Annotated in this window: 31 protein-coding genes and 1 tRNA gene; 15 read left to right on the forward strand and 17 right to left on the reverse strand. The window is 60.4% G+C overall.

Going from position 1 to position 26,431, the window contains the following annotated elements; all coding sequences use genetic code 11:
- The first annotated feature begins 53 nt into the window (after positions 1-53).
- On the forward strand, positions 54-266 hold the full coding sequence (locus tag EOW68_RS02040) for a DUF8028 family protein (protein WP_128223515.1): 213 nt from the start codon (positions 54-56) through the stop codon (positions 264-266).
- A 2-nt stretch (positions 267-268) separates the two neighbouring features.
- The gene (locus EOW68_RS02045) at positions 269-523 is read left to right on the forward strand and encodes a DUF7123 family protein (RefSeq protein WP_128223516.1); all 255 of its coding nucleotides are present in this window, start codon (positions 269-271) and stop codon (positions 521-523) included.
- Positions 524-547: 24 nt separating this feature from the next.
- Here EOW68_RS02045 and EOW68_RS02050 read toward each other — a convergent pair whose 3' ends face one another.
- The 10 genes from EOW68_RS02050 to EOW68_RS02095 form a co-directional block, all read right to left on the reverse strand.
- On the reverse strand, positions 548-1,957 hold the full coding sequence (locus tag EOW68_RS02050) for an ATP synthase subunit B (protein WP_128223517.1): 1,410 nt from the start codon (positions 1,955-1,957) through the stop codon (positions 548-550).
- 2 nt (positions 1,958-1,959) lie between these two features.
- A complete protein-coding gene (locus EOW68_RS02055; protein ID WP_128223518.1) occupies positions 1,960-3,720 on the reverse strand; it encodes an ATP synthase subunit A in 1,761 nt (586 codons plus the stop codon).
- The gene (locus tag EOW68_RS02060; RefSeq protein ID WP_128223519.1) at positions 3,713-4,048 is read right to left on the reverse strand and encodes a V-type ATP synthase subunit F; all 336 of its coding nucleotides are present in this window, start codon (positions 4,046-4,048) and stop codon (positions 3,713-3,715) included. The genes EOW68_RS02055 and EOW68_RS02060 overlap by 8 nt, the downstream gene beginning before the upstream one ends.
- Positions 4,045-5,103, reverse strand: a complete 1,059-nt coding sequence (locus EOW68_RS02065; protein ID WP_128223520.1) for a V-type ATP synthase subunit C — start codon at positions 5,101-5,103, stop codon at positions 4,045-4,047. Before EOW68_RS02065 ends, EOW68_RS02060 begins: the two co-directional genes overlap by 4 nt.
- Positions 5,100-5,681, reverse strand: a complete 582-nt coding sequence (locus EOW68_RS02070) for a V-type ATP synthase subunit E (RefSeq protein WP_128223521.1) — start codon at positions 5,679-5,681, stop codon at positions 5,100-5,102. The genes EOW68_RS02065 and EOW68_RS02070 overlap by 4 nt, the downstream gene beginning before the upstream one ends.
- A 22-nt stretch (positions 5,682-5,703) precedes the next feature.
- A complete protein-coding gene (locus EOW68_RS02075; RefSeq protein ID WP_128223522.1) occupies positions 5,704-5,967 on the reverse strand; it encodes a hypothetical protein in 264 nt (87 codons plus the stop codon).
- Between the two features lie 18 nt (positions 5,968-5,985).
- On the reverse strand, positions 5,986-8,226 hold the full coding sequence (locus EOW68_RS02080) for a V-type ATP synthase subunit I (RefSeq protein WP_128223523.1): 2,241 nt from the start codon (positions 8,224-8,226) through the stop codon (positions 5,986-5,988).
- Positions 8,213-8,545, reverse strand: coding sequence for an ATP synthase archaeal subunit H (gene ahaH / locus EOW68_RS02085; protein WP_128223524.1), 333 nt, complete (start codon positions 8,543-8,545; stop codon positions 8,213-8,215). The genes EOW68_RS02080 and ahaH overlap by 14 nt, the downstream gene beginning before the upstream one ends.
- A 107-nt stretch (positions 8,546-8,652) precedes the next feature.
- Positions 8,653-9,120 (reverse strand): hypothetical protein, encoded by a 468-nt coding sequence (locus EOW68_RS02090; protein ID WP_128223525.1) that lies wholly within the window; start codon positions 9,118-9,120, stop codon positions 8,653-8,655.
- A 5-nt stretch (positions 9,121-9,125) separates the two neighbouring features.
- Positions 9,126-9,749: a DUF7344 domain-containing protein gene (locus tag EOW68_RS02095; RefSeq protein ID WP_431358699.1), complete on the reverse strand. Its 624-nt coding sequence runs from the start codon at positions 9,747-9,749 to the stop codon at positions 9,126-9,128.
- Between the two features lie 446 nt (positions 9,750-10,195).
- On the opposite strand from EOW68_RS02095, the gene EOW68_RS02100 reads away from it, so the two are divergent.
- From EOW68_RS02100 to EOW68_RS02120, 5 genes are all read left to right on the forward strand, one after another.
- A complete protein-coding gene (locus EOW68_RS02100; protein ID WP_128223526.1) occupies positions 10,196-10,786 on the forward strand; it encodes a DUF1102 domain-containing protein in 591 nt (196 codons plus the stop codon).
- 375 nt (positions 10,787-11,161) lie between these two features.
- Entirely contained in the window at positions 11,162-11,452 is a 291-nt protein-coding gene (locus EOW68_RS02105; RefSeq protein ID WP_128223527.1) for a UPF0175 family protein, read from the forward strand.
- On the forward strand, positions 11,449-11,964 hold the full coding sequence (locus tag EOW68_RS02110; RefSeq protein ID WP_128223528.1) for a PIN domain-containing protein: 516 nt from the start codon (positions 11,449-11,451) through the stop codon (positions 11,962-11,964). Before EOW68_RS02105 ends, EOW68_RS02110 begins: the two co-directional genes overlap by 4 nt.
- A gap of 59 nt (positions 11,965-12,023) precedes the next feature.
- Entirely contained in the window at positions 12,024-12,287 is a 264-nt protein-coding gene (locus EOW68_RS02115) for a type II toxin-antitoxin system HicB family antitoxin (RefSeq protein ID WP_128223529.1), read from the forward strand.
- Positions 12,288-12,293: 6 nt separating this feature from the next.
- The gene (locus EOW68_RS02120; RefSeq protein ID WP_128223530.1) at positions 12,294-12,545 is read left to right on the forward strand and encodes a type II toxin-antitoxin system HicA family toxin; all 252 of its coding nucleotides are present in this window, start codon (positions 12,294-12,296) and stop codon (positions 12,543-12,545) included.
- A gap of 154 nt (positions 12,546-12,699) precedes the next feature.
- On the opposite strand, the gene EOW68_RS02125 is transcribed toward EOW68_RS02120, so the two are convergent.
- A complete protein-coding gene (locus tag EOW68_RS02125) occupies positions 12,700-12,918 on the reverse strand; it encodes a hypothetical protein (RefSeq protein ID WP_128223531.1) in 219 nt (72 codons plus the stop codon).
- A gap of 60 nt (positions 12,919-12,978) precedes the next feature.
- On the opposite strand from EOW68_RS02125, the gene EOW68_RS02130 reads away from it, so the two are divergent.
- The 4 genes from EOW68_RS02130 (at position 12,979) to EOW68_RS02145 (ending at position 15,186) form a co-directional block, all read left to right on the forward strand.
- Positions 12,979-13,710: a hypothetical protein gene (locus EOW68_RS02130; protein ID WP_128223532.1), complete on the forward strand. Its 732-nt coding sequence runs from the start codon at positions 12,979-12,981 to the stop codon at positions 13,708-13,710.
- A gap of 26 nt (positions 13,711-13,736) precedes the next feature.
- Positions 13,737-13,820, forward strand: a tRNA-Ser gene (locus EOW68_RS02135).
- Between the two features lie 442 nt (positions 13,821-14,262).
- Positions 14,263-14,670, forward strand: a complete 408-nt coding sequence (locus EOW68_RS02140) for a DUF5788 family protein (RefSeq protein WP_128223533.1) — start codon at positions 14,263-14,265, stop codon at positions 14,668-14,670.
- A gap of 84 nt (positions 14,671-14,754) precedes the next feature.
- Positions 14,755-15,186, forward strand: coding sequence for a DUF5790 family protein (locus EOW68_RS02145; protein ID WP_128223534.1), 432 nt, complete (start codon positions 14,755-14,757; stop codon positions 15,184-15,186).
- Between the two features lie 38 nt (positions 15,187-15,224).
- Here the strand turns inward: EOW68_RS02145 and EOW68_RS02150 are convergent, their stop codons facing one another.
- Complete coding sequence (locus tag EOW68_RS02150; protein ID WP_128223535.1) at positions 15,225-15,965, reverse strand: creatininase family protein; 741 nt, start codon at positions 15,963-15,965, stop codon at positions 15,225-15,227.
- A gap of 156 nt (positions 15,966-16,121) precedes the next feature.
- On the opposite strand from EOW68_RS02150, the gene coxB reads away from it, so the two are divergent.
- The 4 genes from coxB (at position 16,122) to EOW68_RS02170 (ending at position 20,915) form a co-directional block, all read left to right on the forward strand.
- Entirely contained in the window at positions 16,122-16,952 is an 831-nt protein-coding gene (gene coxB, locus EOW68_RS02155; protein WP_128223536.1) for a cytochrome c oxidase subunit II, read from the forward strand.
- Entirely contained in the window at positions 16,949-19,693 is a 2,745-nt protein-coding gene (locus EOW68_RS02160) for a cbb3-type cytochrome c oxidase subunit I (RefSeq protein ID WP_128223537.1), read from the forward strand. The genes coxB and EOW68_RS02160 overlap by 4 nt, the downstream gene beginning before the upstream one ends.
- A gap of 10 nt (positions 19,694-19,703) precedes the next feature.
- Positions 19,704-19,973, forward strand: a complete 270-nt coding sequence (locus tag EOW68_RS02165) for a cytochrome C oxidase subunit IV family protein (protein WP_128223538.1) — start codon at positions 19,704-19,706, stop codon at positions 19,971-19,973.
- Positions 19,974-20,039: 66 nt separating this feature from the next.
- Positions 20,040-20,915: a homoserine kinase gene (locus EOW68_RS02170; RefSeq protein ID WP_128223539.1), complete on the forward strand. Its 876-nt coding sequence runs from the start codon at positions 20,040-20,042 to the stop codon at positions 20,913-20,915.
- Here the strand turns inward: EOW68_RS02170 and EOW68_RS02175 are convergent.
- The 5 genes from EOW68_RS02175 to EOW68_RS02195 form a co-directional block, all read right to left on the reverse strand.
- A complete protein-coding gene (locus EOW68_RS02175; RefSeq protein WP_128223540.1) occupies positions 20,912-22,273 on the reverse strand; it encodes a hypothetical protein in 1,362 nt (453 codons plus the stop codon). The two genes, EOW68_RS02170 and EOW68_RS02175, sit on opposite strands and share 4 nt — an antisense overlap.
- A gap of 83 nt (positions 22,274-22,356) precedes the next feature.
- Entirely contained in the window at positions 22,357-23,844 is a 1,488-nt protein-coding gene (cysS, locus tag EOW68_RS02180; RefSeq protein ID WP_128223541.1) for a cysteine--tRNA ligase, read from the reverse strand.
- 60 nt (positions 23,845-23,904) lie between these two features.
- The gene (locus EOW68_RS02185) at positions 23,905-25,125 is read right to left on the reverse strand and encodes a Tm-1-like ATP-binding domain-containing protein (RefSeq protein ID WP_128223542.1); all 1,221 of its coding nucleotides are present in this window, start codon (positions 25,123-25,125) and stop codon (positions 23,905-23,907) included.
- Positions 25,122-25,556 (reverse strand): cupin domain-containing protein, encoded by a 435-nt coding sequence (locus EOW68_RS02190; protein ID WP_128223543.1) that lies wholly within the window; start codon positions 25,554-25,556, stop codon positions 25,122-25,124. Before EOW68_RS02190 ends, EOW68_RS02185 begins: the two co-directional genes overlap by 4 nt.
- A 2-nt stretch (positions 25,557-25,558) precedes the next feature.
- Positions 25,559-26,392: a phosphoenolpyruvate hydrolase family protein gene (locus EOW68_RS02195; RefSeq protein WP_128223544.1), complete on the reverse strand. Its 834-nt coding sequence runs from the start codon at positions 26,390-26,392 to the stop codon at positions 25,559-25,561.
- Positions 26,393-26,431 lie beyond the last annotated feature (39 nt).

The raw sequence follows: 26,431 nt of genomic DNA on the forward strand, positions 1-26,431 counted from the left end.
TGTTTTAGTATTCGGCTATTATTTTTATGGGGGCAGTGACAAATCAAATACGGATGAATCACCGAACTGGTCCCCTCCCCGTTCCCGCGACTGCGACCGCTGTCGCCGCCCTCCGACGGCTCGGCTTCTGGGGGTCGATTCTGCTCCCAGCTGCCTACCTCCCGGTCCTATACGGGATGAGTGGCAGTGATCGGACACTGGCCCTCCTCGTCTTGCTCGCGGTAAACGTCGTCTGTCTGATCGCCGGCCACCAGTATCAGTCGTGACGATGGCTGCAGACGGACACTCCGGGCAAAACGTCGACCTGTCGACGAAGGCCAGCCGCCTGTGTACGTATCTCCAGCGACGTATCGAAGAAGACGGCACGTTCTACACGAAGAGCCGCGACATCGCCGAGGATATCGAACTGTCGTCGAAAGAGATCGGTGCCGCGATGGGCCAGTTACGTGAGACAAACCAGCAGCCACAGATCGAGAAGTGGGGATACACGAACGGAACGACCTGGCGAATTTCGAAGTCGTAGACGGCGAGTCAAAAAACAGGAGCGTTAGTCGTCAGCAGGCGCTTCGACTGTCTGGTCTTCTCTGTAGTGCTCGTCGATCAGCTCCTCGTCGATCCGGTTGAGCGCATCTTTCGGGAGCATGGAGAGCAGATCCCAGCCGATTTCGAGTGTCTCGTCGATATCTCGGTTCGTCTCGGTTCCCTGCTGGACGAACTCCGTCTCGAAGCGGTCGGCGAAGTCGAGATACTTGTTGTCCAGATCCGACAGCGCCTCACGACCGACGATGTTCACCAGATCGCGCAGGTCCTCACCTTCCGCGTAGGCGGCGTAGATCTGGTCGGAGACGTCGGCGTGGTCCTCCCGCGTGAGCCCCTCACCGATCCCGTCGTCCATCAGCCGCGACAGGCTCGGCAGGACGTTGATCGGTGGTTCGATCCCCTGACTGTTCAGGTCACGGTCGATGTAGATCTGTCCCTCGGTGATATACCCCGTCAGATCGGGGATCGGGTGCGTATCGTCGTCGCCGGGCATCGTCAGGATCGGGATCTGGGTCACAGAGCCCTCGTGGTCCTTGATTCGGCCGGCCCGTTCGTAGAGGTTCGCCAGGTCGGTGTACATGTACCCCGGGTACCCACGACGGCCCGGAACCTCCTCGCGTGCGGCACCGATCTCTCGGAGTGCCTCACAGTAGTTGGTCATATCCGTCAGGATGACCAGCACGTGATAGTCCTTGTCGAAGGCGAGATACTCGGCCGTCGTCAGCGCCAGCCGTGGCGTAATCGTTCGCTCGACCGCGGGGTCGTCTGCGAGATTCATGAAGACGACGGAGCGTTCGAGTGCGCCCGTCCGCTCGAAGTCGTCCATGAACTCGTTTGCCTCCTCGGCGGTGATCCCCATCGCGCCGAAGATCACTGCGAACTCGCTACTCTCGCCTTCCTCCTCTTCTTCCGGCACCGTCGCCTGTCGTGCGATCTGGAGTGCCAGATCACTGTGTGGCAGCCCGGAACCCGAGAAGATCGGCAGCTTCTGTCCGCGGACGAGTGTGTTCATCCCGTCGACCGCGCTCACGCCGGTCTGGATGAACTCCTCTGGGTACTCCCGCGAGTAGGGGTTGATCGCGGCGCCGACGATGTCTCGGCGTTCGTCCGGGACGATATCCGGGCCGTCGTCGATCGGCTGGCCCGTCCCGTCCATCACCCGTCCGAGGAGATCCTCGGTGACGGGCATCTTCATCGTCTCGCCGACGAAGCGGACGGAGGCGTCCCGGTTGATCCCCGACGTGCCTTCGAACACCTGAATGGCGACGTACTCGCTCGTCGATTCCAGCACCTGTCCGCGACGGATGTCGCCGTCGGCCGTCTCGATCTCGACGATCTCGTCGTAGCCGACTGGCTCGTCGACCTCTGCGAACACCAGCGGACCGCTGATTTCCGTGATTGTTTGGTACTCTTTCATTGTTAGTACAGCTCCCGGATCTGCGCTTCGAGATCCGATTCGAGTTCGTCGATGTACTCGTCCCAGTCCTCCTGGACACCGATACGGTTGAGCCGCGGTGCGACATCGACCTCGATGATCTCCTCGATCGGAACGCCCGCATCGAGTGCGTCGAAGGCCTCGTCGTTGAACGTCTTGATGGCGTCCAGCATCCGGTAGGTCTTCTGTGGCTCACAGTACATGTCCACGTCGTGGAAGGCGTTCTGCTGGAGGTAGGCCTCACGCAGGTAGCGCGCGACTTCCAGCGTGAGCTGCTGGTCCTCCGGCAGCGCATCCTTCCCGACGAGTTGGACGATCTCCTGGAGCTCCGTCTCCTCGTCGAGTGTGTCGATCGCCCACTGGCGTTTCTCCGGCCAGTCTTCCTGGACGTTCTCGACGAACCACGGATCGAGCTGGTCTCGATACAGCGAGTAGGACTCGTTCCAGTTGATCGCCGGGAAGTGCCGACGCTCCGCGAGGTCGGCATCCAGCGCCCAGAACGTCTTCACGATACGTAGCGTGTTCTGGGTCACTGGCTCCGAGAAGTCACCGCCGGGCGGCGACACCGCGCCGATCGCGGTGACCGAGCCTTCGGTGCCGTTGATGTTCTCGAAGTAGCCGGCTCGCTCGTAGAACTGCGAGAGGCGGGCGGCGAGGTAGGCCGGGTAGCCCTCCTCACCGGGCATCTCCTCCAGTCGGGAGGAGATCTCTCGCATCGCCTCTGCCCACCGCGAGGTGGAGTCTGCCATCAGCGCCACGTCGTAGCCCATGTCACGGAAGTACTCCGCGATGGTGATCCCTGTGTAGACACAGGACTCACGCGCCGCGACGGGCATGTTCGACGTGTTCGCGATCAGGCAGGTCCGATCCATCAGGGCGTTGCCCGTGGTCGGGTCTTCCAGTTCGGGGAAGTCCTCGATCACTTCGGTCATCTCGTTGCCACGCTCACCACAGCCGACGTAGATGACGATATCCGCGTCGGCCCACTTGGCGAGCTGGTGCTGGGTGACCGTCTTCCCGGAGCCGAAGGGCCCCGGAATCGCGGCCGTCCCACCTTTCGCGATCGGGAACAGTCCGTCGAGAATCCGCTGGCCACTGACCAGCGGTTTCTTCGGGCTCTTCTTGTTGACCGTCGGGCGGGCCTCTCGGACCGGCCACTCCTGGTGCATCGAGATCTCTTCGCCACTGTCGAGTTCGACGACCGTCTCCTCGACGGTGAACGTACCGCTTTCGGCACTGACGACCTCGCCACCCTCGGAGTCGGGTGGGACCATTACCTTGTGTTCGATACTGGGCGTCTCGGGAACCGTGCCGAGAATGTCGCCTGCTTCGACCTCGTCACCTTCGTCGACGGTTGGGGTGAACTCCCACGTCTGCTCGAGGTCGATCCCCGGCGCGTCGACCCCGCGGTCGAGAAACGCCGAGTTCATCTTCGACTCGAGCACGTCGAGTGGTCGCTGGACACCGTCGTAGATGGTATCCAGCATCCCGGGACCCAGGTCGACTGACAGCGGTGCGCCGGTGGATTCGACCGGCTCACCGGGACCGACGTCGGAGGTCTCCTCGTAGACCTGGATCGTCGTCAGGTTCCCTTCGATTTCGATAACTTCGCCCATCAGCCCCTCGTGACCGACGTAGACAACGTCGTTCATCCGCGCGTCCAGATCCTTCGCGGTCACGACAGGGCCACTAACGCCTTCGATGACGCCGTCTTCACGGACGTCAGACTCTGTTGCTTTACTCATTGTTTTCGTCTTCCTCCATCAGGTCGATACCGATTGCTCGCTTGATCTGTTCGCGCAGGGCACCGCCGCCGGTGCCGCCACCAAGCGTCACGACGACCGGCTCGACACTCGTCTCGACGTCGCTTCGAATCCCCCGCGAGAGATGATCCAGATCGTCGTCGTGCATGATGACGATCCCGACACCGTCGTCGGAGAGTGTCTCCGTCACGGCGTCGTCGAGTTGTTCGTCTTTCTCGTCGTCGGGGACGTTCTGGAACTTTCGGACGCCAGCGAGCCGAAAGCCAGTCGTGAACTCCGGACTGCCGATGACGGCGATCTCCTGGCTCATAGTACCACCATCTCGGTTTCGATCTCTTCGACCGAGAGTCCGACCTCACGGCCACGGGCGATCGCCCGGATGTTCTCGATCTCACGTTCCTTCGCGAGAATGTAGGAGAGTGCCGAACAGATCGACACCGGGTAGGTATAGGAGAGCGTATCCGAATACTCGAGCAGCGCCGCTTCGAGTGCCTGCTCGAAGGAAACCAGGCTATCGGCCTCGTTCAGATCGGTCAGCGCGGCCGAGAGTTCGTCGCCGTAGGGACTCTCTCGGATGTGTTCGACGAGATCGTCGAAACTGCCGACGAGCTGCTGGAGTTCGCCTTCGTCGAACAGTTTGCCGCCCTCGATGTAGTACTCGTCGGGGTCGAGGTCCGTTCCGGTCCGTGAGAGCCGCAAGGCGTTCCGGATATTTCGGAAGTCGATCTCGGCCTGGAGTACCTCGACGTACAGCCCTCGCGGCGTGTTGGGGGCCTGTCTGCCGTCCGCCACGTCGAGCAGGTGCTCGTAGAACGTCTTGTCCATCGTGTTTTCGAGTGGGACGAGCACGTCGCTTTCTTCGTACTCCTCGTAGGCGTCGGCCAGCCCCTCCTCGAAGATCGTATCCGAGAGGAGTTCGACGATCTCCTCGACGGAGTTTGCGGCCGCCAGCTGGTCCAGCAGATCGTCGCCGAACTCACCGGCACGGATGTAGTCCGTCTTGATATCGTCCGCACTGGCACCGGAGTAAACGCCGCGGATCGCCGTTTTGGCGTTCCAGGCGTCGAACTTCCGGAGGTAGTTCGCGATCATCTCGTGCAGCGGGCCGTCGGCCCACTCCAGCAGATCGTTGAAGTGTTTCGCGAGATTCTGGTTCAGCGCGTACTCGATGAGATCGACGCCGCTGTGTCGCGCCCCGAGTTCGTTCATCTCCGCACTGTACTCCGTTTCCTCCATGTACCGTGCGATCTCGCCGGTCCCCATCCGGACCAGCTTCCGGTAGTCCTCCTCGGCGAACAGCGCCGCTCGCCGCGACCGAACGCGTGCGTTGACGTACTCGGGGTTGGAGCTACCTGTGGCGCTCATTGCTCGAAGAGCCTGTCACTTATTTCACGGAGATTGTCCTCCCAGACTTCGTCGAGGATCGAATCGAACGTGTTCTTGACCCGGACGCGAGATTCGTCGCTCTCTGCGACGATACCGCCGAGACAGTCGTACTCGCCGGCGTACTCGTACTCGTCGTACTCCGTCAGGAGCTCTTCGATCAGTTCCTGGTCGTCCCCGCGGCCGTAGACGCTGACACTCGCATCCGAACCGAACTCCTCGGCTGCGACGGTGAGCAGCGCTTCGGTCAGCTCCTCACGGTCGTCGCCCGAGAGGGTTGCGACCTCGTCTTCGACATCCGCACGGACGGACTGGAGTACTTCTCGTCGTGCTTCGAGGCGGGCCTGCTTTGCCTCGAGTTTCGCACTCGAGAGCTTCTGCTCGCGTTCCTGTGCGATCTGTCTGTCCGCGTCTTCGAGGATCTCCTCGCGGATCTCCTCGGCGTCGGCCTCGGCCTCACTGCGGATCTCCTCGGCCTCGGCTTCGGCTTCCTCACGGACTTCCTCCGCACGCGCGCGGGCTTGCTCTTTGATGTCCTCGACAACAGTTTCCAAAGTCATAACTGAGTGGTTGGAAGAGACGTTACACCACGAAGATGGTAACGAACGCGATAATGATCAGCGTCTCCGGAATCGCAGTGAAAATGAGCCCGGAGATGAGGTTGTCGCTATCCTCTGCGACGGCACCGACAGCGGCAGACCCTATTCCGCGCTGTGCGTACCCCGTTGCGATTGCTGCAAGCCCGACAGCGATTGCCGCAGCAGCCGATGGTTCGAGTGCCGGCGATCCGGTGACGGTATCTCCTTGCAGTACAACGTTTGCGAGTTCAGGAAGTGTTTCAATCATGGGTATGTGTGTGTAAGTTTAGTTATCTGTCGTGTGCGTTCTTTCGTGTCCGAACGGTTCATACTTCTTGCCACCGCCCTCATAAAACTTCTCAAAGAACTCGAAGTATTCCAGCCGTATAGCCTGTATTGCCGCTGTTCCTCCGATTGCGAGAACGACGACGTGGCCGAGCAGATACACTGGAATCCCGAGTATTGCACCCTCGATACCGATCTGGAGCGGGCCCACTGCTACCTGTGACCCCATATTCGAGAGCCCACCGAAGACGACCTCGCTGTGGGCCTGGTCAGGTGTGGTGTAATGCATGAAGTGAAAGCCCTCTTCGTCCCGGTACGCGCCGAAGTACAGCAGGTTGACCGCGAGGGCCATCCCGGCCTTCGCGAGCAACACTGCGGTCAGGCGCGTATACGAGAGTGTGTGTGCCAGTGGGACGAGGAATTCGACGACCTCGTACCACGGCCCCGTCAGCAAGATCAGGATGCCAATCACGAAGAGGGCGAGGCCGATCAGCCCCATAATCTCCGGGAACCCGGTGAACCCGAAGCCGAGTGGCCCCGCGTTGAGGTAGGCGTCGGGGCCGGCGAGGAAGCTGGGTTTGGTTGGATTTGCCTCGGCGGGACCGGCACCGACTTTACTGAACAGGAACACCCAGAGCCCGTTGAGCATCAGCAGCCACGAACCGACCTCGACGACCGCTGGCTTGGCTCCGTGGACTGTATACTCCTCGACGAAGTTGAACAGATAGCCGATGTTGAGGTGGATCCAGCCAGCGATAACCGAGATCAACAGCCACGTGACTGCCCACTCACGATCCGAGATTCCTTTCTCGATGACCGGGTGGATGTCGAACCACTCCAGGAAGTGCAGTCCGAGGATCTCACCGTAGAGAACCCCGAATACGATCGTCCACAGTCCGAGCCAGACGACGATCGAACCGAAATTCGACAGCGCCTCCGTGTCGAATTTCTTGTAGACGGCGTAGCCGATCAGCACGTACAGGAGCCCGTACCCCACGTCGCCGATCATGAAGCCGAAAAACAGCGGGAACGTCAGGAACAGTGCGATCGTCGGATCGAACTCGGAGTATTTCGGCTGATTGACCGCCCTGACGAGGATCTCGAAGGGGTTGACGATCTTCGAGTTTCGCTGGATGACCGGCGGTTCGTCCTCGACAGTCACCAGGTCGCCATCGGAGTGCCCACCGTCTGTGACGACTTCGTCCGCGGTGTCTGGCTCCGCGTCGACAGGCTGTCCACCGTCTGCGGCAGCGCCACCGTGGCCATCGTCTTCGTCGTGGACTTCTTGTTCCTGGTGGCCGCTGGTTTCGGTGTATTGCGCGCGCTTGAGCTCCGACATCTCGATCTGGCCCTCGACTTCGGTGTTGAGCTGGTCTGCGAGCTCGTCGTACTTTTCGGTCGGTACCCAGCCCTCGATAATGAAGGAGCGCTCTGTCGTCGCAAAACGCAGGGGTGCTTCGGTCTTCTGGGCCTCGATCGTCAGCTCCTCTTCGAGTGCCAGCAGGAAGTTTCCGGAGTTGAGTTTGACCGTTTCGAGTTCGTTTTCGATTTTCTCCAGTTCGGCTTCGATCTGTCTTCGTTCCTGCTGGAGTTCGGCGACGTTCGACTCGGGGTCGCCGCTTTTTTCAGGCACGTCGGTCGCCGCGAACTGGACGCCGACGAGGGCGTCGTCCAGGCGTTCGCCTTCCTCGACCTGTGCGAAGATGGCGACGCTGTTCGAGTCGCTGCCGGTGAAGATCTCGTACGCATCGACTTCCTCGGCCGTCTCGAGTGCGGCATCGATCTCGTCGGCATCGCCTTCACCGACGAGCACGTCGAGCGAGTCGTAGCCCCACAGCAGTTCGAGGTCGATCCCGAGGTCGGCGAACAGCTCCATCTGTTCGAGCTGGTCGTCGATATCCCGCCGCCGGCCACGGAGTTCGTCGCGCCGGTCGTCGAGGTCGTTGACCTCCTTGCGGATCTCTTCGAGCCGTTCGTCAGCGTTCGTCAGATCGACTGTCGTCGTCGGGCCGACCTCGGATTCGTCGAGGTCGAGAATGTTCTGGAGTGCGCGGACAGTGACGAGCTGACTCGACACCTCGTCTGCACCTTCAAGTGAGTCTCCAGGCTCGAACCCCTCCCAGGAGCCATCGTAGTCGGTGATGTCGACGATTTTCCGTTCGTGGAGTGCCTCGATTACAGCGCTCATGACGCGTTTCGAGCCTGTAACCGAGAGCTTCGACATCTGCTCAGGTCTGAGCATGGATCTCCTCCCTGAACTCGTCGAGGACGAACTCGATCACGTCGTCGACGTTTTCGTCGACCTGCTCCTGGAAGTTCTCCCGGCTCTGTTCACCCTCTTCGATTATCTCCTGGCGTCGGTCTTCGATCTCCTCGCGGGCCTCCTCGATCCGCGTTTCAGCCTCGGATTGGGCGTCCTCGCGGGCCTCCGTCCGGATCTGCTCGGCCTCCTCGCGGGCCTCCGTCCGGATTTTGTCGGCCTCCTCGCGGGCCTCCTCGATGATCTCGTCGGCCTCTGCCTCGGATTCTTTGATCTGCCGTAGTACCTTCTGGTCAGGCATTCCTCAATCGTCCGGTACTAACAAGATAGCCTATTTGGTTGTTGCGGAATGGAACGCGGGTCGTCACTGTGTCGGAGCTGGACGACGCCGTCCAACTCCGTCCACAGCTACGGCGAACAGCTCACGTTCGCAGTCCGTGTTTCTGTGTCGCCGTCGAGCGTTGCAGCGACATCGTCACCGTCGACGGTCACCGACACTCCAACGTCCATGGACATGGCTTCCTCATCGCAGTGAAGTACTGCTGCGTTGATATCCATAGATTCGCCCGATTCGATCTGTCCAGATTCATCGAGGACTTCGATCATAAGCCCGGGGTGGGAATGCACTTCGACATCGGTCAGTTCCACCGGCGACGAGAACCGGTTCGTGACGGTGACCAGTGTCTCCGTTGTCGTCTGATTGGTCGTGTTCACGGCGTAGATTTCCCCGGGATCGTGGCCCACGTACGCCTCGTCGTCGTCGACGACGTCAACCGTGAGTCCGCGGTCGGCCGAAGTGGCGCTGTATGCACCTGTACCCGAGACAGTAACTACAACTGCCAGTGCGAACAGAACGACAGCGATTCGACGAAGCATATATTTTATTTGATTTCGAGTTCACCAGCCCCGCTCGTTCGATCGAGTCGGTTCCGCCGGGTGTGAACCGAGTGGACCACAGCCGACGCGCCGAAGACGGCAACGCTGATGACGGCGATGGCCATCCCATCGAGATTGCCGAAGGGGAAGACGCCCTGCCAGGTGAGCGCGGTGATCACCCCGAGGATCGTACTCAATCCCAGGTAGTGGTGGGCCCAGGGGATGTCGTTTTCCGGGACGTACTCCAGATACATCTGGGCTTTCTCCGCAGCGTCGTCGATCTCGACGGTGCCCCGATCACGGTCGTACTCGACGAGATTGTAGTCGTCCATCTTCGGCAGGTGTGTCTGCCGGAGCCCGACGTAGACCGATTTGCGATCGTCGGACTCGACGTGATCGAGTGGCACCTCGTTTTCCAGTGCAGCGACGCGCGTAACCAGTTCAGAGAAGTCGATTTCGCCGTCCTCGGAGTGTTTCAGCGATGCCAGCACGTACTGGCGTCGTCGGTTCCCGAGCACTTCGAAGAGTTCGTCTCGACTCAATTCCGAATCGTTACCTTCCGAATCCGGCTCCACTGTCGGTGGTGTTTCGCCGTTCGTAATCGTCTCCGCAGTCTGTTTTGAACTCATAGATGCCCTGTCCCAAGCCGGCGACCGGCAACAGATTGTGACACACCACCATCATATAGTATTGGTCTCGTTGTCACCCAGATTCAAAATGGTAAGCCGTGTATGGTTTTATTTCGGATAGTTTTTGTGGGAAATAGGACAGTGTTACAGGATCTAAGAGGACCTTATTTCGCCGTAGAGAGTGGTCTAGCCGAATACAACGGAGTGATGTTTTGTATAATTATTCTTATACTTAATATTGAAGTATTCCAATCAAAACCAGTCTGTGGTATCGAGACGATGTTTCGTATCGGGCTCGAATCGTGGTTCTCGAATTGAGAGGTTGTTCGCTGGAATGAGTTCGTTGTGGATTATGCATCGTGCTCATACAAAAGGGGGTGTGTGTTGTTGTCTGGAGTGACGCGTCCGCGGCAAGCGCGGGCGTGGAAAACGAAGTGAGAGAAACTATGGAACGACGCAAACTACTGCTCGGAATGGGATCGCTCGCCGCCACCGGGGCGGCTGGACTAGGGACAGGTGCTTTTACAAGTGTCCAAGCGGACCGGAGTGTGCAGATTGATGTGGCCAACGATGCAGATGCTTTCCTACGTTTAGAGGGGAATGACACGCCCAACGGCAATGAGTACGTGCACGATGATGGATCCAGCGGGACGCTTAGTCTTGATTTCAGTGAAACCGATACAGACGGTGGGGGACTGAATCAGAACGCAGAGACGATTATCCGGGATCTGTTTACAATAGAAAACCAGGGAACACAAAAAGTCTATGTAGGAGTTACTGGTCTTCCTGAAGGAATGAGTATCTACGCAGATGCAGATGGTGGCTCAGTTCCACCGGAAGCGGGTGTTACTCTAAACCAGGATACCCAGGGAGCAGGATCCAATAATCTGCCACAAATTGGACCAGGTGGCTCTCTCCAGCGTGTTGGTGTCATTTTCCGGATTACGGACGAATTAGGAGAAGGCGGACCGGCCGATGCACTTGATGACTTCGATGGTACGATCACTATCAATGCTTATACTGAGAGTGAAGTTTAAATAGACGTATCTAATAATATAATTTAGTTTATATTATCTGAGTATATTTCACAAATATAAATATAACTCACCAGTACGGCGTCCGCTTCCAGTTTCCCCCGGGACGCCCAGCCGCGACAAACAACGCAAAACTTACAACAAAAGTAACCAGCACAACAGCCCCGGCACGCCCGTATCCGGAGCCGCGAAACAGATCATTAGAAACAAACTCGCAACGGCGACACCGAGCGTGATGGTGGTCCAAAGCACCGCCACACTGCCGTTGCTACATTAAGCTCATGCGTCCTCCAAGAGTATATAAGAAGGGATAAAAATCAGTCTTGAGTCGTCTCGCCGACCGAAACGCTTGTTTATATAATATACAAAGTATACACCGTGGGAACAATCTCGACACGAGTTCCGGACGACCTCGAAGCGGAACTCGAAGCGTATCTCGAAAGCGAGCGCCTCGACCGGAGTACGGCAGTCAGAAAACTCCTCGCCGAGGGACTCGAAGCGTGGCGCAGAGAGCGCGCCCTCGAACAGTTCGCAGACGGCGACCTGTCGCTGTCGAAGGCGGCCGAACTCGCGGATTGCTCGGTCTGGGAGTTCACACGCCTAATCGAGGAATCCGACACTGCGTGGGTGTCGAGTGACCACCTCGAAGCTGACCTCGAAGAACTGTGAGTTGGGTTTTCGACGCCACGCCGCTGATCTATCTGGCGAAAGTCGAGCGACTGGGACTGATCGAAACCCTCGACGGGGTGTGTCTCGTCCCCGAAGCAGTGTACCAGCAAGTTGTCACCAAGGGAATCGAGGCAGGATACACCGGCGCACGCCGAATCGAACGGCGAGTCGAAGACGGTACGCTCGAAGCTGTGGAAGTTGAGGAGTTACCCGTTGCCGATCGGCTTGGGCGCAATCCCGGGCTGAGCCGTGCCGACGTCGCAGTCCCCGCGTGCGCACACTCGCGTGACGGAATCGCGGTCACGGACGAAGCGGTGGGTCGATCCGCCGCCGACGTTGAGGGGATCGAAACTCGCGGAACCGCGTTCGTCGTACTCTCGGCAGTCTCCGGCGGTGTGATCACTCCCGAGGAAGGTCGGACTGTCATCGATTCGATGATCGAACAGGGGTGGTACGTCGCTCCGAATCTCTACACGAAGATTCTGCAAAAACTGGAGGCGATCGAAGAATAATCACTATCAGATCTGTCTCAGCCGAATCCTTATATAAGAAATCGACCTATTCGAACGTAATGAGCAGCAGCGTGAAAGACGGCCGTGACGAGGGTGTCGAGTTCATTTACGAGGACAACCTCGTGACGGCACGTGACATCGAAACGGGAGTCGCATCGTCGGGCAGATCCAAGTCGGAGGCGCTTGCGATGCTCGCGGATGCGCTCGCACTGCACGAGGGGGGAGGAGAGGCGATTGAGGACGAAGACGCATTTTTCGAAGAGATCGGCATCGATCCCGATAGTATCGATGAGGATTCCTCACCACCGGCGTGGCTCGAATAAGACGCGATGGCCTATGCAGATTTCTCCGGTCGTGAGATAATCAAAGCACTCCGGTCGAAAAAGTACAAACCGGTCGACCGGACTGGGAGTCACGTGAAACTCAGGTACGAGCATCCGGAAACAGACGAGGTCCGAACTGTAACCGTCCCACTGACAGATGCGGATCAAATTTCGCAGGCAACGTACCGATCGATTGCAAGCCAATGTGGGGCAAACGATTTCGAAAAATGGGTCGACTGGATCGACCGCAACTCCTGAGATCGCGAAATCCGAGAAAGATACGATCGCATATTCCCGCCTCCCTGTGCATCTCTCGGCCTGAAATCCGTAATGCGGTTCACCCGGCGTGGACAGTAAGAAGAAAATAAGTTGACGATGAAGAACGGACCCCCACAACAAGAGACACCCTCAATCACCAGTACGGCGTCCGCTTCCAGAAGCGACTCGGCCGCCCCGCGACGACGACCACGAGCAAACAGACGAAGATGACGACGAGTGCGACCCCAGCAGCACCCCCGTACCCAGAACCACGAAACAGATCGTTCGAGACGAACAGACTCGCGACGATGACACCGAAAACTGTCGTGATCCAGAGGACCGCCGCGCCGCCGAGCACTCGCAGCCAGTTCATGACTCCCATTCCGACCGCGTGATATAAAACCCCAAGGGAATCCGGCACCGAGGGGGGAGTATGACGACCATCGCCGTGCTGGCCGAGCCCCCAGTTGAGCAGTGTGCGCCCGCCGTGTTACCCGAGCAAGTTTCGACTGACAATCAGGTGGCGTTCTATCGCGCGCTGGTCGCAGACGTCTGTGATTCGGTCCAGCACGGCGGCGCAGAACTGCTGGTCAACTACCGCCAGCCCGAGGCAATACCCGACGGTGTCGATCCGGAGGCGTCACTGCGAGAACTGCTCGACGAGGAGCTGACCGATCCCGGCGACGTCCGGTACGAGGTCCAGGTCGGAGAGAGCTACGCGGGCCGTGTCGGGAACACGCTCACCCACCTGCTCGAATCGGAAGGCGAGCCGACCTCGGCGGTCATCGAACCGACGGCCGCGTTTATGCGCCGCGAGCACATCGGCCAGTCGGCGATGCAGTTGCGCTCCAGTGACGTGGTGCTCGGGCCGGCACCAGACGGGAGGGTCTATTTTGCGGCATTCGGTGAGCCGATTGACTTCACCGACAGCTACGCGCCGCCGGCCGTCGAGACGCTCACCGAGCGCAGCGTCGACGCCGGGCTGGACGTCTCCTTTCTGCCGATGACACCAATCATCGAAGGGCCGGCGGATCTCCCGACCGCGCTGAGTTACCTCCGGGCGCGCAATCGGGCCGAAAAGCTCGTCCCGCCGCGGACGACAGCGCTCGTCGAGGAGTGGGGACTGTCGGTCGGGTCGGACGGCGTCGAATTCGACAGGTCTTAGGGGTCGGCAGCGAGAGAGTGAACTGAGGTGGGGTGGCAGAGCGGCCTATTGCGTTTGCCTTGAGAGCAAATGTCCGAGAGGACTCCTGGGTTCAAATCCCAGCCCCACCGCATTTTGCTGCGAACAACTCGTGAGCAGCAAATGCGTCACGCTGGGATTTGAAGTAGACGAGTCGCAGCGGCCGAGCGCAGCGAGGCCGACCGTCTCGGCGTGGTTCAAATCCCAGCCCCACCGTTAGACTCGCTGCGCTCGTCTAACGAGCCCTCGCTCGCTTCACTCGCGAGGACACCGCGTTTGCTCCGAGCGACTACGCGAGGAGCAACGCGTCTACGCTGGGATTTGAACTACGGCAGGCGCGCGCAACGGAGTGAGCACGTCTGGCATCGAGTTCAAATCCCAGCCCCACCGTTAGACTCGCTGCGCTCGTCTAACGAGCCCTCGCTCGCTTCACTCGCGAGGACACCGCGTTTGCTCCGAGCCACCACGATGCGCACCGTATCGAGATGGGAGAAAGGAGAAGTCACTTTGTATCCGATCCACAAAATGCAGAGTATGGATGACGAGGATCGACGGGAATACATCAGTCAGGTCCAGTCCGAGGGCTCGACAGTCGGAGTGAAAATCCCGGAAACGATAACCGTCGGCGGCGATGAACTCGAACTCGCGGAGTTTCTGATCGAAACACGGAAAATCGACCGGATTCCACCCGAAGCGAAGGAGAAGATCACCGAAGCGAAGCGAGTACTGAAAGCAGAACGCAAGCGCCGATTCGACCGCCTGGAAAACGAACCGATCGATCACGAGACAGCCGAGGAACTCGTCGTAGAGATCAACGGTCTCGACCGGGCACTGAATGCACTCGATACGATCCGCCGTCCGAACTACGGGGACGAATCACGAAGCGCCATGATCGAAGATTACAAGAAATGGCTTGGCTTTCTGGACACAGTTCGAAGATAGCCACCATGTCACGGAGATTGTATCGACAGTTTCACTTTCACTTTCAGGCGTCTTTTTAATACCTCCGGCAGCCTACGTGTTGTCATGGCACAATCAACGCTCGACGACGAAGAGCTATTCACCGAGGCAGCCTCCGAGATGCGCGAGGACGTCGAATCGTCACTCGCAGACGCACGCGAGGCACTGCCGGATGCGGAGGAACTCTGGGAGACGGACGCCGACAATACGCTGGGTGTGCTCAACGGTCTGAGCACGGTGCTGGAGCCAGCGGAGGCCGAGAAGCATCTCCGCGAGGCCAAGAAGTGGTACGCGATGGGGAAAGAGGCCGACGCGTTCGACGATGCCGAGGATCTGGCCGCAGAGATCGAATCCGTCGAGGAGACCTTCACCGATATCGAGACCGCAAGCGAGCAGGTTAGCGAGCTGACGAAGACGATTCCACAGCTCAAATCGGCACTCGAAGACGCCGAAGCAGATGTCGAAGCTGATTCCGACTCCTCCGCTGCAGAGGCATAGCCCTCGATCCCCCGGCCGCAAGCAGCGATTACTCGCCGCTAGTTCGAACCGTGGCGGTCCCGCTGTTCGACGACAGCGAGCAGTTCAGTGAGTTGTGCCGTCGCAGCGTCGAGCAGTTTCGCACCCAGCTCTGCAGAGCCCCCGCTCGGGTCACCGACGACGCCGTTGTCCGAGAACTCGACTGTATCGTAGGCCAGGTTGATACCGGATTGCCACTCGCCCCACCGGTCGGCCGCGCCTGCCGCTGCTGTTTCGAGGCGGTCGGTCCTGATATGTTCCCCGTCGAGATGCTGGAGCAGACTGGTTTCGAGTGGGCCGCCGTGGCCCATTTCGAGCGCTGGTGCACCCAGGTCCGCGGGGTCGACGGCATCGAACCAGGTGAAGCTGACTGCGTACGCCGTGCCCTCCCGCGTGAGCTGGCCACAGAGTTCACGGAGTGCAGCGACGTTGCCGCCGTGACCGTTGACGAGAACGATTCGATCCCAGCCATGAGAGGCGAGACTCTCACAGGTTTCGCGGACGTACGCGCGGAACGTATCCTCACTGACCCACAGCGAGCCCGAAAAGTGGCGGTGTTCCGCTGCGATGCCGACCGGGATCGTCGGCCCGACGATGGCCGCAGTCTCCTCGGCAGCCGCCCTAGCGATGGCCTGCGCAGTAAATAGATCCGTTCCGAGCGGCGCGTGCGGGCCGTGTTGTTCCGTGCTTCCTACCGGGAGAATTGCGAGGTCGGTGTCAGCCCCGTCTGCTTCGGTCCAGGTCGACTCCACGAGTTCCATATCGCATCCTCCGGAGCAATCAGGATAAGTGCGTCGGGACCGTACTGCCCGAGGGTTCTGCAGACCGGTCACTCTCGTTGGGATCCGCGAAATGTACCCCACAGGACTGCCAGCTTCCGAAATGCATAAGACACGATAACCGTAATCTCGACAAGAATGCTGGGAACCGGAATCACACTCTCGTCCGCACTCCGGCACGCGCCGGTTGCCCAAGTTGATCAGACACAGGTGAACGTGTTCGATAGCCTTTACGATGTGTTTGTCGCCCTTGGGACACTGATCGGTGTACTCGTTATCACGTATATGGTGTATAACGCGTACAAGTACCGCTCCGGCGGTGCAGATGCCGAGGGTCGGTACGACATCGAAGAGGAAGATCTCGAGGGGGATTACGATGTCTCGCGGCCACAGCGTGGCGAGATTCCGACTGGGAAGGGCAAAGGCGGCGGAAAGAAACTGTTCATGTCGTTCGGTCTCAGCGCCTTCCTCGTTCTGGGACTAATTATCTATTCGTATTCGTTGCTTCTCGCTGTCGAAGATACCAGCCAGAACCAGGAAGACGCACTCGAAATAGAGGTGACTGGCTACCAGTTCGGCTGGGATTACGAGTATACGGGGAGCGGCCTCGAGAGTGGTGACTACGACGTCAACATCGACGGTGTCGAGGCCGATGATGACGCCTTGGTGGTGCCGAGGGGAGAAGTGATACAGTTAAATGTGACATCGCGGGATGTCATGCACAACTACGGCATCCCGGAGTTCAGAGCGAAGACCGATGCGATGCCAGGTGACTACACCCAGACCTGGTTCCAGCCCGAGAAAACGGGCGTCTACCGGGCGAACTGTTACGAACTCTGTGGACAGGGCCACTCCAACATGCACGGTGACGTTGTGGTCCTCGAACCCGACGAGTTCCGCCAGTGGTATCTCGCACAGGACGGGACTTCGGAGAGTGACCTCGAATTCATGGAGAGTGATTCCCAATGACGGAAGACGTACACACGAACGGCGGCACGGATAGCCACGAGACAGGCAGCCAAGACGACGGGGGGCATCTCCCACCGAAATCCTCGGTCAAACGGTGGCTGGTGACGACCAACCACAAGGATGTCGGGATCCTCTACATGATTACGTCGCTGTTTTTCCTGGTCTTCGGTGGGATCCTCGCGTTCATGATTCGGATGCAGCTCTGGCAGTCCGGCCCCTTTATCCTCACTGATCTGGGGTACAACCAGATCGTGACGGCACACGGACTGCTGATGGTGTTCTGGTTCCTCTCACCCTTTGCGTTCGGGCTGGCGAACTATCTGGTCCCGCTACAGATCGGGGCCGACGACCTGGCGTTCCCGCGGCTGAACGCGGTCAGCTACTGGCTGTATCTGTTCTCGGGCGTCCTGCTCGGGATCTCGTTCTTCCAGGGCTCCTCGCTACCGACCGGCTGGACGCTGTATGCGCCACTGAACCTGCCGGCGTTTATTCCGCCGGTTGCCGAACTCGGCTCGATGTCGGGGATCCTCGCGCTCGCGCTGTTCATCGCTTCGGTGACGATCGGCTCGGTCAACTTCATCACGACGATGTACCGGATGCGCGCCGAAGGACTTCGGATGCGCGACATCCCGCTTTTCAGCATCTCCATCCTGCTGACGGTCTGGATGATGCTGTTCGCCTTCGCGGCGCTACTGGCGGCGCTCATGCTGCTCTCGTTCGATCACGTCTTCGCGGGTGAAGTTGGAACGGGCTACTTCGGCAGCGAGGAGGGTGGCTCCTTGCTGTGGACACATCTGTTCTGGTTCTTCGGCCACCCCGAGGTGTACATCGTCTTCTTCCCCGCACTCGGCGTCATGGCCGAGGTCGTCCAGACCTTCTCCGGCCGTCGCCTCGTCGGGCGGAAGTGGTTCATCATCGCGATGGCGCTCGTGGCGATCCAGAGTTTCATCGTCTGGATGCACCACATGTTCCTGACGGCCATCAACCTGCCAATCAAGACGGTGATAATGGTGACGACGATCGGGATCTCGTTACCGTTCGACCTGATGGTCTTTGCCCTGATATACACGATGATCAAGGGTCAGGTTCGCTGGAAGACCCCGTTCCTGTTCGTCCTGGGCGCGATCGTGCTGTTTATCATCGGTGGCATCACGGGCGTGTTCCTCGGCGCGATCGTCCTCGATTACTCGTTCCGCGGCACCTACTGGGTCGTCGCACACTTCCACTACACGATGGCCTCGGGTGCGGTGGCACTGGTCGGCGGGATCTACTACTGGTATCCGAAGATCACGGGGAAGATGTACAACGAGTTCCTCGGAAAGGTACACTTCGTGGCCGCCTTCGTCGGGTTCAATCTGCTCTACTTCCCGATGTTCGTCGTCTGGGATACGCCACGACGCTGGTTCCACTACAGCGGAACGGTCGCACCTGAGATCCCGTTCACGAACATCACACTGTTCGAGACTGGCTTCACCATCTGGCACCAGATGGCGACAGTCGGCGCGTTCCTGTTCGGGTTTTCGTTCCTGATCATGTTCTACAACCTCTTCGTCAGCCTCTACAGTGACCGCGTGGTCGACGAGAGCCCGTGGGCCTACACCGGCTCTGCAGAGTGGGCCGTCTCCTCGCCACCGCCGGAGGGTAACTTCCCCGGGACGCCGAGTTTCGCAACCGGGAAGCTCAGCTTCCTCGACAGGGCGGAAACCGACGGCGGGACCGAGACGGCGGCGACTGACGGTGGCGTTGCACATGCAGCGCAGAGCCACGAACAACACGCAGATCACACGAGCTGGTGGCCGCTGGGAATGAGTCTCACGGCGCTGATCCTCGGACTGGGCATCTCCGGGCTCGAGGCGTCGTATTTCGTCTGGCCGTTCCTCTTCGCGATTCCGGCCTTCGTCGCCTTCATCGGGATCTTCGGCGCTCGCAGTGACGGGTACACACATCTCCACGGTGCGTTTGTCGGCGCGGCGGTGCCGTTGCTGGCACTGTTCGCTCTCGTGTTCCATCTCCACCACGGCATCCCCGGAGGACTCGCCGAGGCGAACCAGTACTTCTGGATCTCGCTGATCGGCATCACCTCGGGACTGGGAACGCTGGTCGCGATGGGCTACGAGTCGTTCCACGTCCCGACACCGACGATGTCCGAACAGTGGCCGTTCGAGGGTGTCTCGAACACCAAACTCGGGATGTGGGTGTTCATCGGCTCCGATATCATCCTCTTTGGCGCCTTCATCGGCTCCTATATCTTCATGCGAATCCGGGCAAACTGGACGCAGTGGTGGGATATCGCCCACAACAACGGGCTGACACACCACCCGGTCTGGCCGGGGCTGCTCAACACCTACCTGCTGCTGGCGAGCAGTTTCACGGTCGTGCTCGCACTCGCCTACGCCAAACGCGGTAGCAGGCGGGGTACAGTGACGGCGCTGTCAGTCACGTTCGTCGGCGCGACTCTGTTCCTGCTCAACAAGGGCATCGAGTGGGTCGATCTCTACATCCACCAGGGCTGGCAGTTCGACTCCGGTCCGGCAGCCTCGACGTTCTATCTGACGACCGGGCTGCACGCGGCCCACGTCGTGGTCGGCATGTTGATCATGCTGTTCCTGGTCGCCCGGGCGTACACAGGTGCGTACTGGAGTGACGGAGAGGATGCCCAGACGATCGAGTACTTCGGCCTGTACTGGCACTTCGTCGATATCGTCTGGCTGTTCCTCTTCCCGCTGTTCTACATCCTCTAGGTGACTATCAATGACATCAATACGAACATACACGATCATATTCGGCGCACTAATGGCAGTCTCGACGACGCAGGCAGCACTCGAATTCGTCGGCCTGCTAGAGGCACAGTACTGGATCGCATTTATCGCCATCCTGGTGCTGTCGGCACTGAAAGCGGTTACCGTCGCGGGCTGGTATATGCACATGCGTGAGGAGCCACGCGCGATCACCTATCTGGCGCTCGCGGGCCTCCTCGGCGTCGTTGCGTTGACTGCCGGTGCGGGCTACTCGGTCCTCTAATCTGGGCGACCAGTTTCTGTCGTGCGGTCTCGTTACCTTTTTCCGCTCACTAAAGCAACGGGATGTATGGTTACAGTCCGGGCACCGGCGACGAGTGCGAACCTGGGGAGCGGGTTCGACGTGTTCGGTGTGGCTCTCTCCCACCCTGCAGATATCATAACGGTGGAGAAAGCCCCCGAAACGACGATCGACGTAACCGGTGCGGGAAGCGAGTACATCCCGGAAGACCCGGACAAGAACACCGTCGGCGCGGTCGCAGAGGAACTCGACGCGCCGGCACACATCCAGATCGACAAGGGTGTCCGGCCGGCCTCGGGACTTGGCTCGTCGGCCGCCAGCGCAGCGGGTGCCGCGGTCGCGCTCAACGAACTGTACGACCGGGGCCACTCCCGCGAGGAGCTGGTCCCGATCGCAGCCGAGGGCGAGGCTGTCGTCTCCGGCGAGGCCCACGACGACAACGTCGCACCAGCGATCATGGGTGGTTTTACGATCGCCACAGACAGCGGTGTGACGAAAGTCGACGCGGAGATCCCGCTCGTCGCCTGTCTCCCCGAAATCGTCGTCTCGACCCGTGATGCACGCCGTGTCGTCCCAGAGGGAACGAGTGTTACCCATATGGTCGAAACGGTCGGCAACGCCGCGACGCTCACGACGGGTATGCACCGCGACGATCCCGAACTCGTCGGTGAGGGGATGTACGATTCGGTCGTGACGCCGGCTCGCGCGAAACTCATCGACGGCTACGACGAGGTCCGGGAGGCTGCCTTCGAGGCCGGCGCAACCGGCGTGACGATCAGCGGTGCCGGACCGACGGTGATCGCGGCCTGCACGGCGCCGGCTCAGCGGGATGTGGGGCTCGCGATGATCGATGCCTTCGAATCACACGGGGCAAACGCGCGGGTGTACCAGACGAAAATCGGCCACGGCGCACGGATATTCTAGCGGTCTCCGTTGTCGGATTTCTCCGTACTGTCGCGCTTGAACCCGTGTTCGTCGTACTGGTCGGGATCGTACTCTGCCGTCTCGTCCTGGCTCTCCGCCGTCTGGTTCTCTACTGCGCCAGCAGCGGATTCGTCGTCGCTGTACCCATCGAGTTCGTCGGCCTCCGACGAGTGGTCGGGCTCGCCGAGTGACTGGTCAGTCTCATCCAGTGACTGGTCTGTTCCAACTGCAGACTGGTCGTCTGCACCGACATATTCGCGTTCAGCGGTGGCAGACCCACGCTCGTCGTACCCGGCCCGATCCCCACCAGTGTTCTCGCGGTTCGTGGACTCCCGGTACCCGTCACGCTGTGCCTGGTCAGTCGGTTCACGCCGTCCAGAGGACTCCGCTCCGCCGGTGAGCGAGTCGAAGTAGCCGCGTTCGTCGGCATAGACGACACCGAGAACGACGACGCCGACGATCACGAGAACACTGGACAGGAGCAACATCAGCTCGAAGAGGTCGCCGACCATCGCGACCACACCATCCGAGAGTGATGCGAACTCCGGGTTTTCGAGTGTGAGCCGACCCTCTACCAGACTTCTCACGATCGGTCCACCGCCGACACTCCCGAGCAGCCCCAGCAGGCCGGCAGCGACGAACGCAGCGCCCGCTGCCTCACCCGTGCGATGGAGTGATCTGCTCAGGTAGTAGAGTACCCCGAGAAGCAAGGCTGCGACAACCGGGAGCAGCCAGACGAGAATTCCGACAGTGCCCGAGGCTGTAGCGGCAGTCTCGATCTCACCGGGTGGCTCACCACCGGTCGTGATGTTCTGTTCCGACGGGAACTCCTCGGCCAGATACGATCCGATCACCAGCCGATCGTCGGGGACCGCTTCGGGGTTCGTGACGCCCGGCCCTCGCTGGGCCCTGGCTTCGCGCTCGACGGCTTCGGCCTCGGCGATCGCGCGCTGTTTTGGCTCCCCGAGATCGAAGACGAGCGCGAGATCGTCGCGGTCGCCGTAGATGTATTCGTACGTGCGCTCGAACTGTCCAGTCAGCTCGGCGTCGACGTATGATTCGGTGAGAGACGTCTCGGCGATGCCCTGGATCTCCTCGTCGGTGAGCAATGGGTCTGACTCCTGATCGACCGACGGATCCTCCGCGAGTGCCTCGCGGATCACCTCACGGAGTTTCTCCTGGAAGGCCTCGGTGGTCCTGTCAGAGACGTCTTCGTCCGCCATCGTCTCGACAGCGTGATCCGAGTCGAGGACCGTCCGCTCCGCGGCGATCACGGGAATCGCCGCCCCGAGGACGATAATCAGGAGGCCAACGAGGATGTACACGCTCACATTCGAGTCTGGGTCCCTCTGGCTCATCGTCTAGTATCTGTTAGCAAGCATACGTTTTTATCAGTTTGCACCCTTGGACCCCGGAGCGTCGGTTCTCACCAGCCGGAGCGCTATCCGAGTCGAAACTCGGGACCGTCGTCGGTATCCTGGACCTCGACACCGAGCGCTTCGAGATCGGCGCGCAGGTCGTCAGCACGGTCGTAGTTGCCAGCCGCCCGTTCCTGCTCGCGGACGTCGAGAACCAGTTCGACCAGATCCTCGGCCAGTTCGACATCGCCGTCGTCCGCACTGTCGCCGAATGCCAGCCCGAGTACCTCACCGCCGAGCCGTTCGAAGGTTTCGATCGCTTCCCGGAGCGCACGGTAGTCGTACTCCTCGACGTCGTCGAGGTGGGCGTTGACGGCGTTGGTCAGCTCCCGCAGCGCGGTCAGTGCGCCACGAGTGTTGAAATCGTCGTTCATCGCATCTTCGAAATCTGACCGAGTATCTTCGACGGCCGTCCGGAGCGATTCGGATTCGACTTTGGTCCGTGCGTCGATACTGTCCACAGCCTCTCTGGCTCGCTCGTATCCCCGTTCGAGCGCGTCCCAGCGCTGTTCGGCCTCGCCGACCGTCTCCGAGTTGTAGGTCGCCGGGCTGTGGTAGGCCGTCGACAGCAGGAAGGTCCGGACGACGTTCGGCCCGTAGTGCTCGATGGCTTCGGCGACGGACTCGAAGTTCCCCAGCGAGGAGGACATCTTCTCGTCGTCTGGGGCTTCGAGCAGGCGGACGTGCAGCCAGTACCGCGCGAAGGTGTCACCGGTCGCGGCCTCGCTCTGTGCGATCTCGTTTTCGTGGTGTGGGAAGACGAGATCCTGGCCGCCGACGTGGATATCGATCGTCTCGTCGAGGTGAGTCATACTCATCGCCGAGCACTCGATGTGCCAGCCCGGGCGACCCTCGCCCCACGGAGAGTCCCAGGTCTGGGCAGTTTTGCAGGCATCCGCTGCCGGTGCGGCCCCACCGTGCTGGTGGTCCTCGATCTCCTCGGGTTCGACACCATCCGCTTTCCAGAGGGCGAAATCCGCCGGGTTGCGCTTCTCTGATTGCTCGTCTGGGCTACCCTGTGCTTCCATCTCCTCGACGTCCTGGTTCGAGAGTTTGCCGTAGTCCTCGAAACTGGTCACGTCGAAGTACACCGAGCCGTTGGCCTCGTAGGCGTAGCCCCGGTCGACCAGTCGCTCGACGAGGTCGATGATTTCGGGGATGTGTTCGGAGACCCGGGGGTAGACCTCTGCGCGTTTGAGATTCAGAGAGCGCATATCGTCGATGATCGTCCCGATGTACGACCGGGCGACGTCGGCCTCGCTGTCGCCGCTCTCACCGACGCGGGCGACGATCTTCTCGTTCACATCAGTAAAATTCTCGACGTGGCGGACCTCGTAGCCGAGCTCTTCGAGCCAGCGGTGCATCACGTCGACGTGGACCCACCCGCGGGCGTGGCCGAGATGTGCGGGGTCGGAGGTCGTCAGCCCACAGTAATACAGCAAGACCGGCTCCTCGTCGGGGTCGAAATCCTCGCGCTCGCCGGTAAGCGAGTTCGTCACTCGAAGCGTCATTACCCGTACCTATCCCGGGATGTCGCTTCAACGCTGTGGTCTGGGGCCGCAACCCAGAGATCAGGGGCCCCGACCCACTGCCCGCATGTACTCGTCGAGTGTCTCCGCGAGTCGCTGCGAGACGGCCTCGTCGTTGATGTCGGTCTCCATCTCGACGAGTTCGACGTCGTCGTCGATCCCCGAGCGGAGCGCGTCGAACAGCGCCCTGTCTGCCTCGGGATCGTGGAACGGCTCACCCTCGACGTCGATCGCCGAGACACCACCGAGCGGTAGTACGAGCGCTGTCGGTCCGGTGGCGGCGTTGAGTTTCCCGGCGATGATCTCGCCAAGTTCGGCGTTCTCCTCGGCTGTCGTCCGCATCAGTGTCACCTGCGGGTTGTGAACGTGGAAGGTTCGACCCTCGAACTCGTCTGGAACGGAGTCGCGCGGACCGAAGTTGACCATATCGAGTGCGCCCGTCGAGACGACCTGCGGGATGCCCGCTGCACCGGCCGCCTCCAGTCGTTCGGGACCGGCATTGAGTACGCCGCCGACCAGTTCGTCGGCCCACTCGGTCGTCGTCACGTCGAGCACGCCATCGATGATCCCCTCCTCGATCAGTGACTCCATTGCACGCCCGCCCGTTCCGGTGGCGTGGAAGACGATCGTCTCGTAGCCTTTCTCTTCGAGTATCTCACGGGCCTGCTGAACACAGGGGGTCGTGACGCCGAACATCGTGACCCCGATCGTCGGTCGGTCTTCGACCTCGACGTCGGGATCGTTGGTGACCATCCCGACCATCGCCAGCGCGGCGTTCGCGATGACCTGCCGGGAGAGCTGGTTGAGCCCCTCGATATCCGCGACGGAGTACAGCATCATGATGTCGCGGGAGCCGACGTAGGGCTCCGTATCGCCGGAGGCCATCGTCGAGACCATCAGCTTCGGAACACCGACAGGGAGCGCCCGCATCGCCGTCGTCGCAATCGAAGTGTTGCCGGAGCCACCGAGTCCGAGCACGCCGTCGAGCGTGCCATCCTCGTGGAGTTTTCGGGCGATTGCGGCTGCACCCTCGCCCATCGCTTCCATCGCCTCGCCGCGGTCACCGCTCTCGCGGAGTGTCTCCAGTGTCGTTCCGGCCGCCTCGGCGACTGCACTCGCGGTCGTGTCCGGTTCGAGTTCGGGCTCGCCAACGACGCCAGTGTCGACGATGTGGACGTCCACTCCCTGGGCTCGGAGGACATCTCTGGCGAAGCCGATCTCCTCGCCTTTCGTATCCAGCGTGCCGATAATGGCGACACTCATGGTTTTTCCTCTGTTTCAGGAATATTCTCCTCGGTCGGCAGTTCGCCAGCAGGCACGATCTGGCATTCGGGAAGCTCTCGCAGTACCTCTTCGGGACCGGGCGGTGCGTAGACAGCAAGCAGGAGTAGCGGTTCCCAGCCGGTGTTGACGGTGCCGTGTTCGACCCCTTCGGGGACGAACACCATCTCGCCGGCCGTGATCTCCCTGGTTTCGTCGGCGACTTCCTGCTCGCCCTCCCCGCGGAGCACGTAGAGGATCTCGTCGCTGTCCGGGTGGGTGTGGCGTTCGTGGCCCTTCCCCGGTTCGAGTTTCACGACGCCGGCGCTGAACCGGTCGCCACCCGTCACCTCGGGTGTGCCGAGCCACTTGAGCACACCCCAGTCGAAGACCTGACTCTCCACGTCGTCCGGTTCGATGAAATACTCCGACATGGTTAGAACTCGATCTCTTTGAACTCGCGGGCCTGATCTTCGATCGCCTGCTCGGTCGGCAGCCGTTCGATGCTGGAGGCACCGAAGAAGCCGACGACACCCTCCGTGTTGTTCAGGACGTACTCCGCGTCGTCAGGCCAGGCGATCGGACCCCCGTGGCAGATGACCAGTACATCGTCGTCGACTTCTTTGGCCGCGTCGTGGTGGGCCTGCACCCGTTCGGCGGCCGTCTCCAGATCGAGCGCCGTCTCGGCACCGATATCCCCCGACGTTGTCAGTCCCATGTGCGAGACGATGACATCAGCACCAGCCTCGGCCATCTCGCGGGCCTGCTGTTCGTTGAAGACGTACGGGCAGGTGAGCATCTCCTGCTCGGCGGCCTCCTGGATCATGTCGACCTCCTTGTCGTACCCCATCCCGGTCTCCTCGATGTTCTGGCGGAACTGGCTGTCCTCGTCGATCAGCCCCACGGTGGGGAAGTTCTGGACCCCCGAGAACCCCCGGCGCTTGAGATCGTCGATGAAGACATCCATCTGCCGGAAGGGGTCGGTCCCGTTGACCCCCGCGAGCACCGGCGTCTCCTCGACGACGGGCAACACCTGATGCCCCATATCCAGGACGATCTCGTTTGCGTCGCCGTACGGGAGCAGGCCAGCCAGCGAACCCCGGCCGTTCATCCGGTACCGCCCGGAGTTGTAGATGATCAGGAGATCGACACCCCCGCGTTCGGCGAATTTCGCTGACATCCCCGTGCCAGCCCCGGCGCCGATGATTGGTTCCCCACTCGATACGGTCTCATTGAGTCGTTCTAGCGACTCTTCGTGTGTGTATCGCATCCCCACCAGAGAGCTACCCCCGCCAGTGGTATCAAAATT

Source organism: Halovenus amylolytica (assembly GCA_004015825.1).
GTDB classification, from domain to species: domain Archaea; phylum Halobacteriota; class Halobacteria; order Halobacteriales; family Haloarculaceae; genus Halovenus; species Halovenus amylolytica.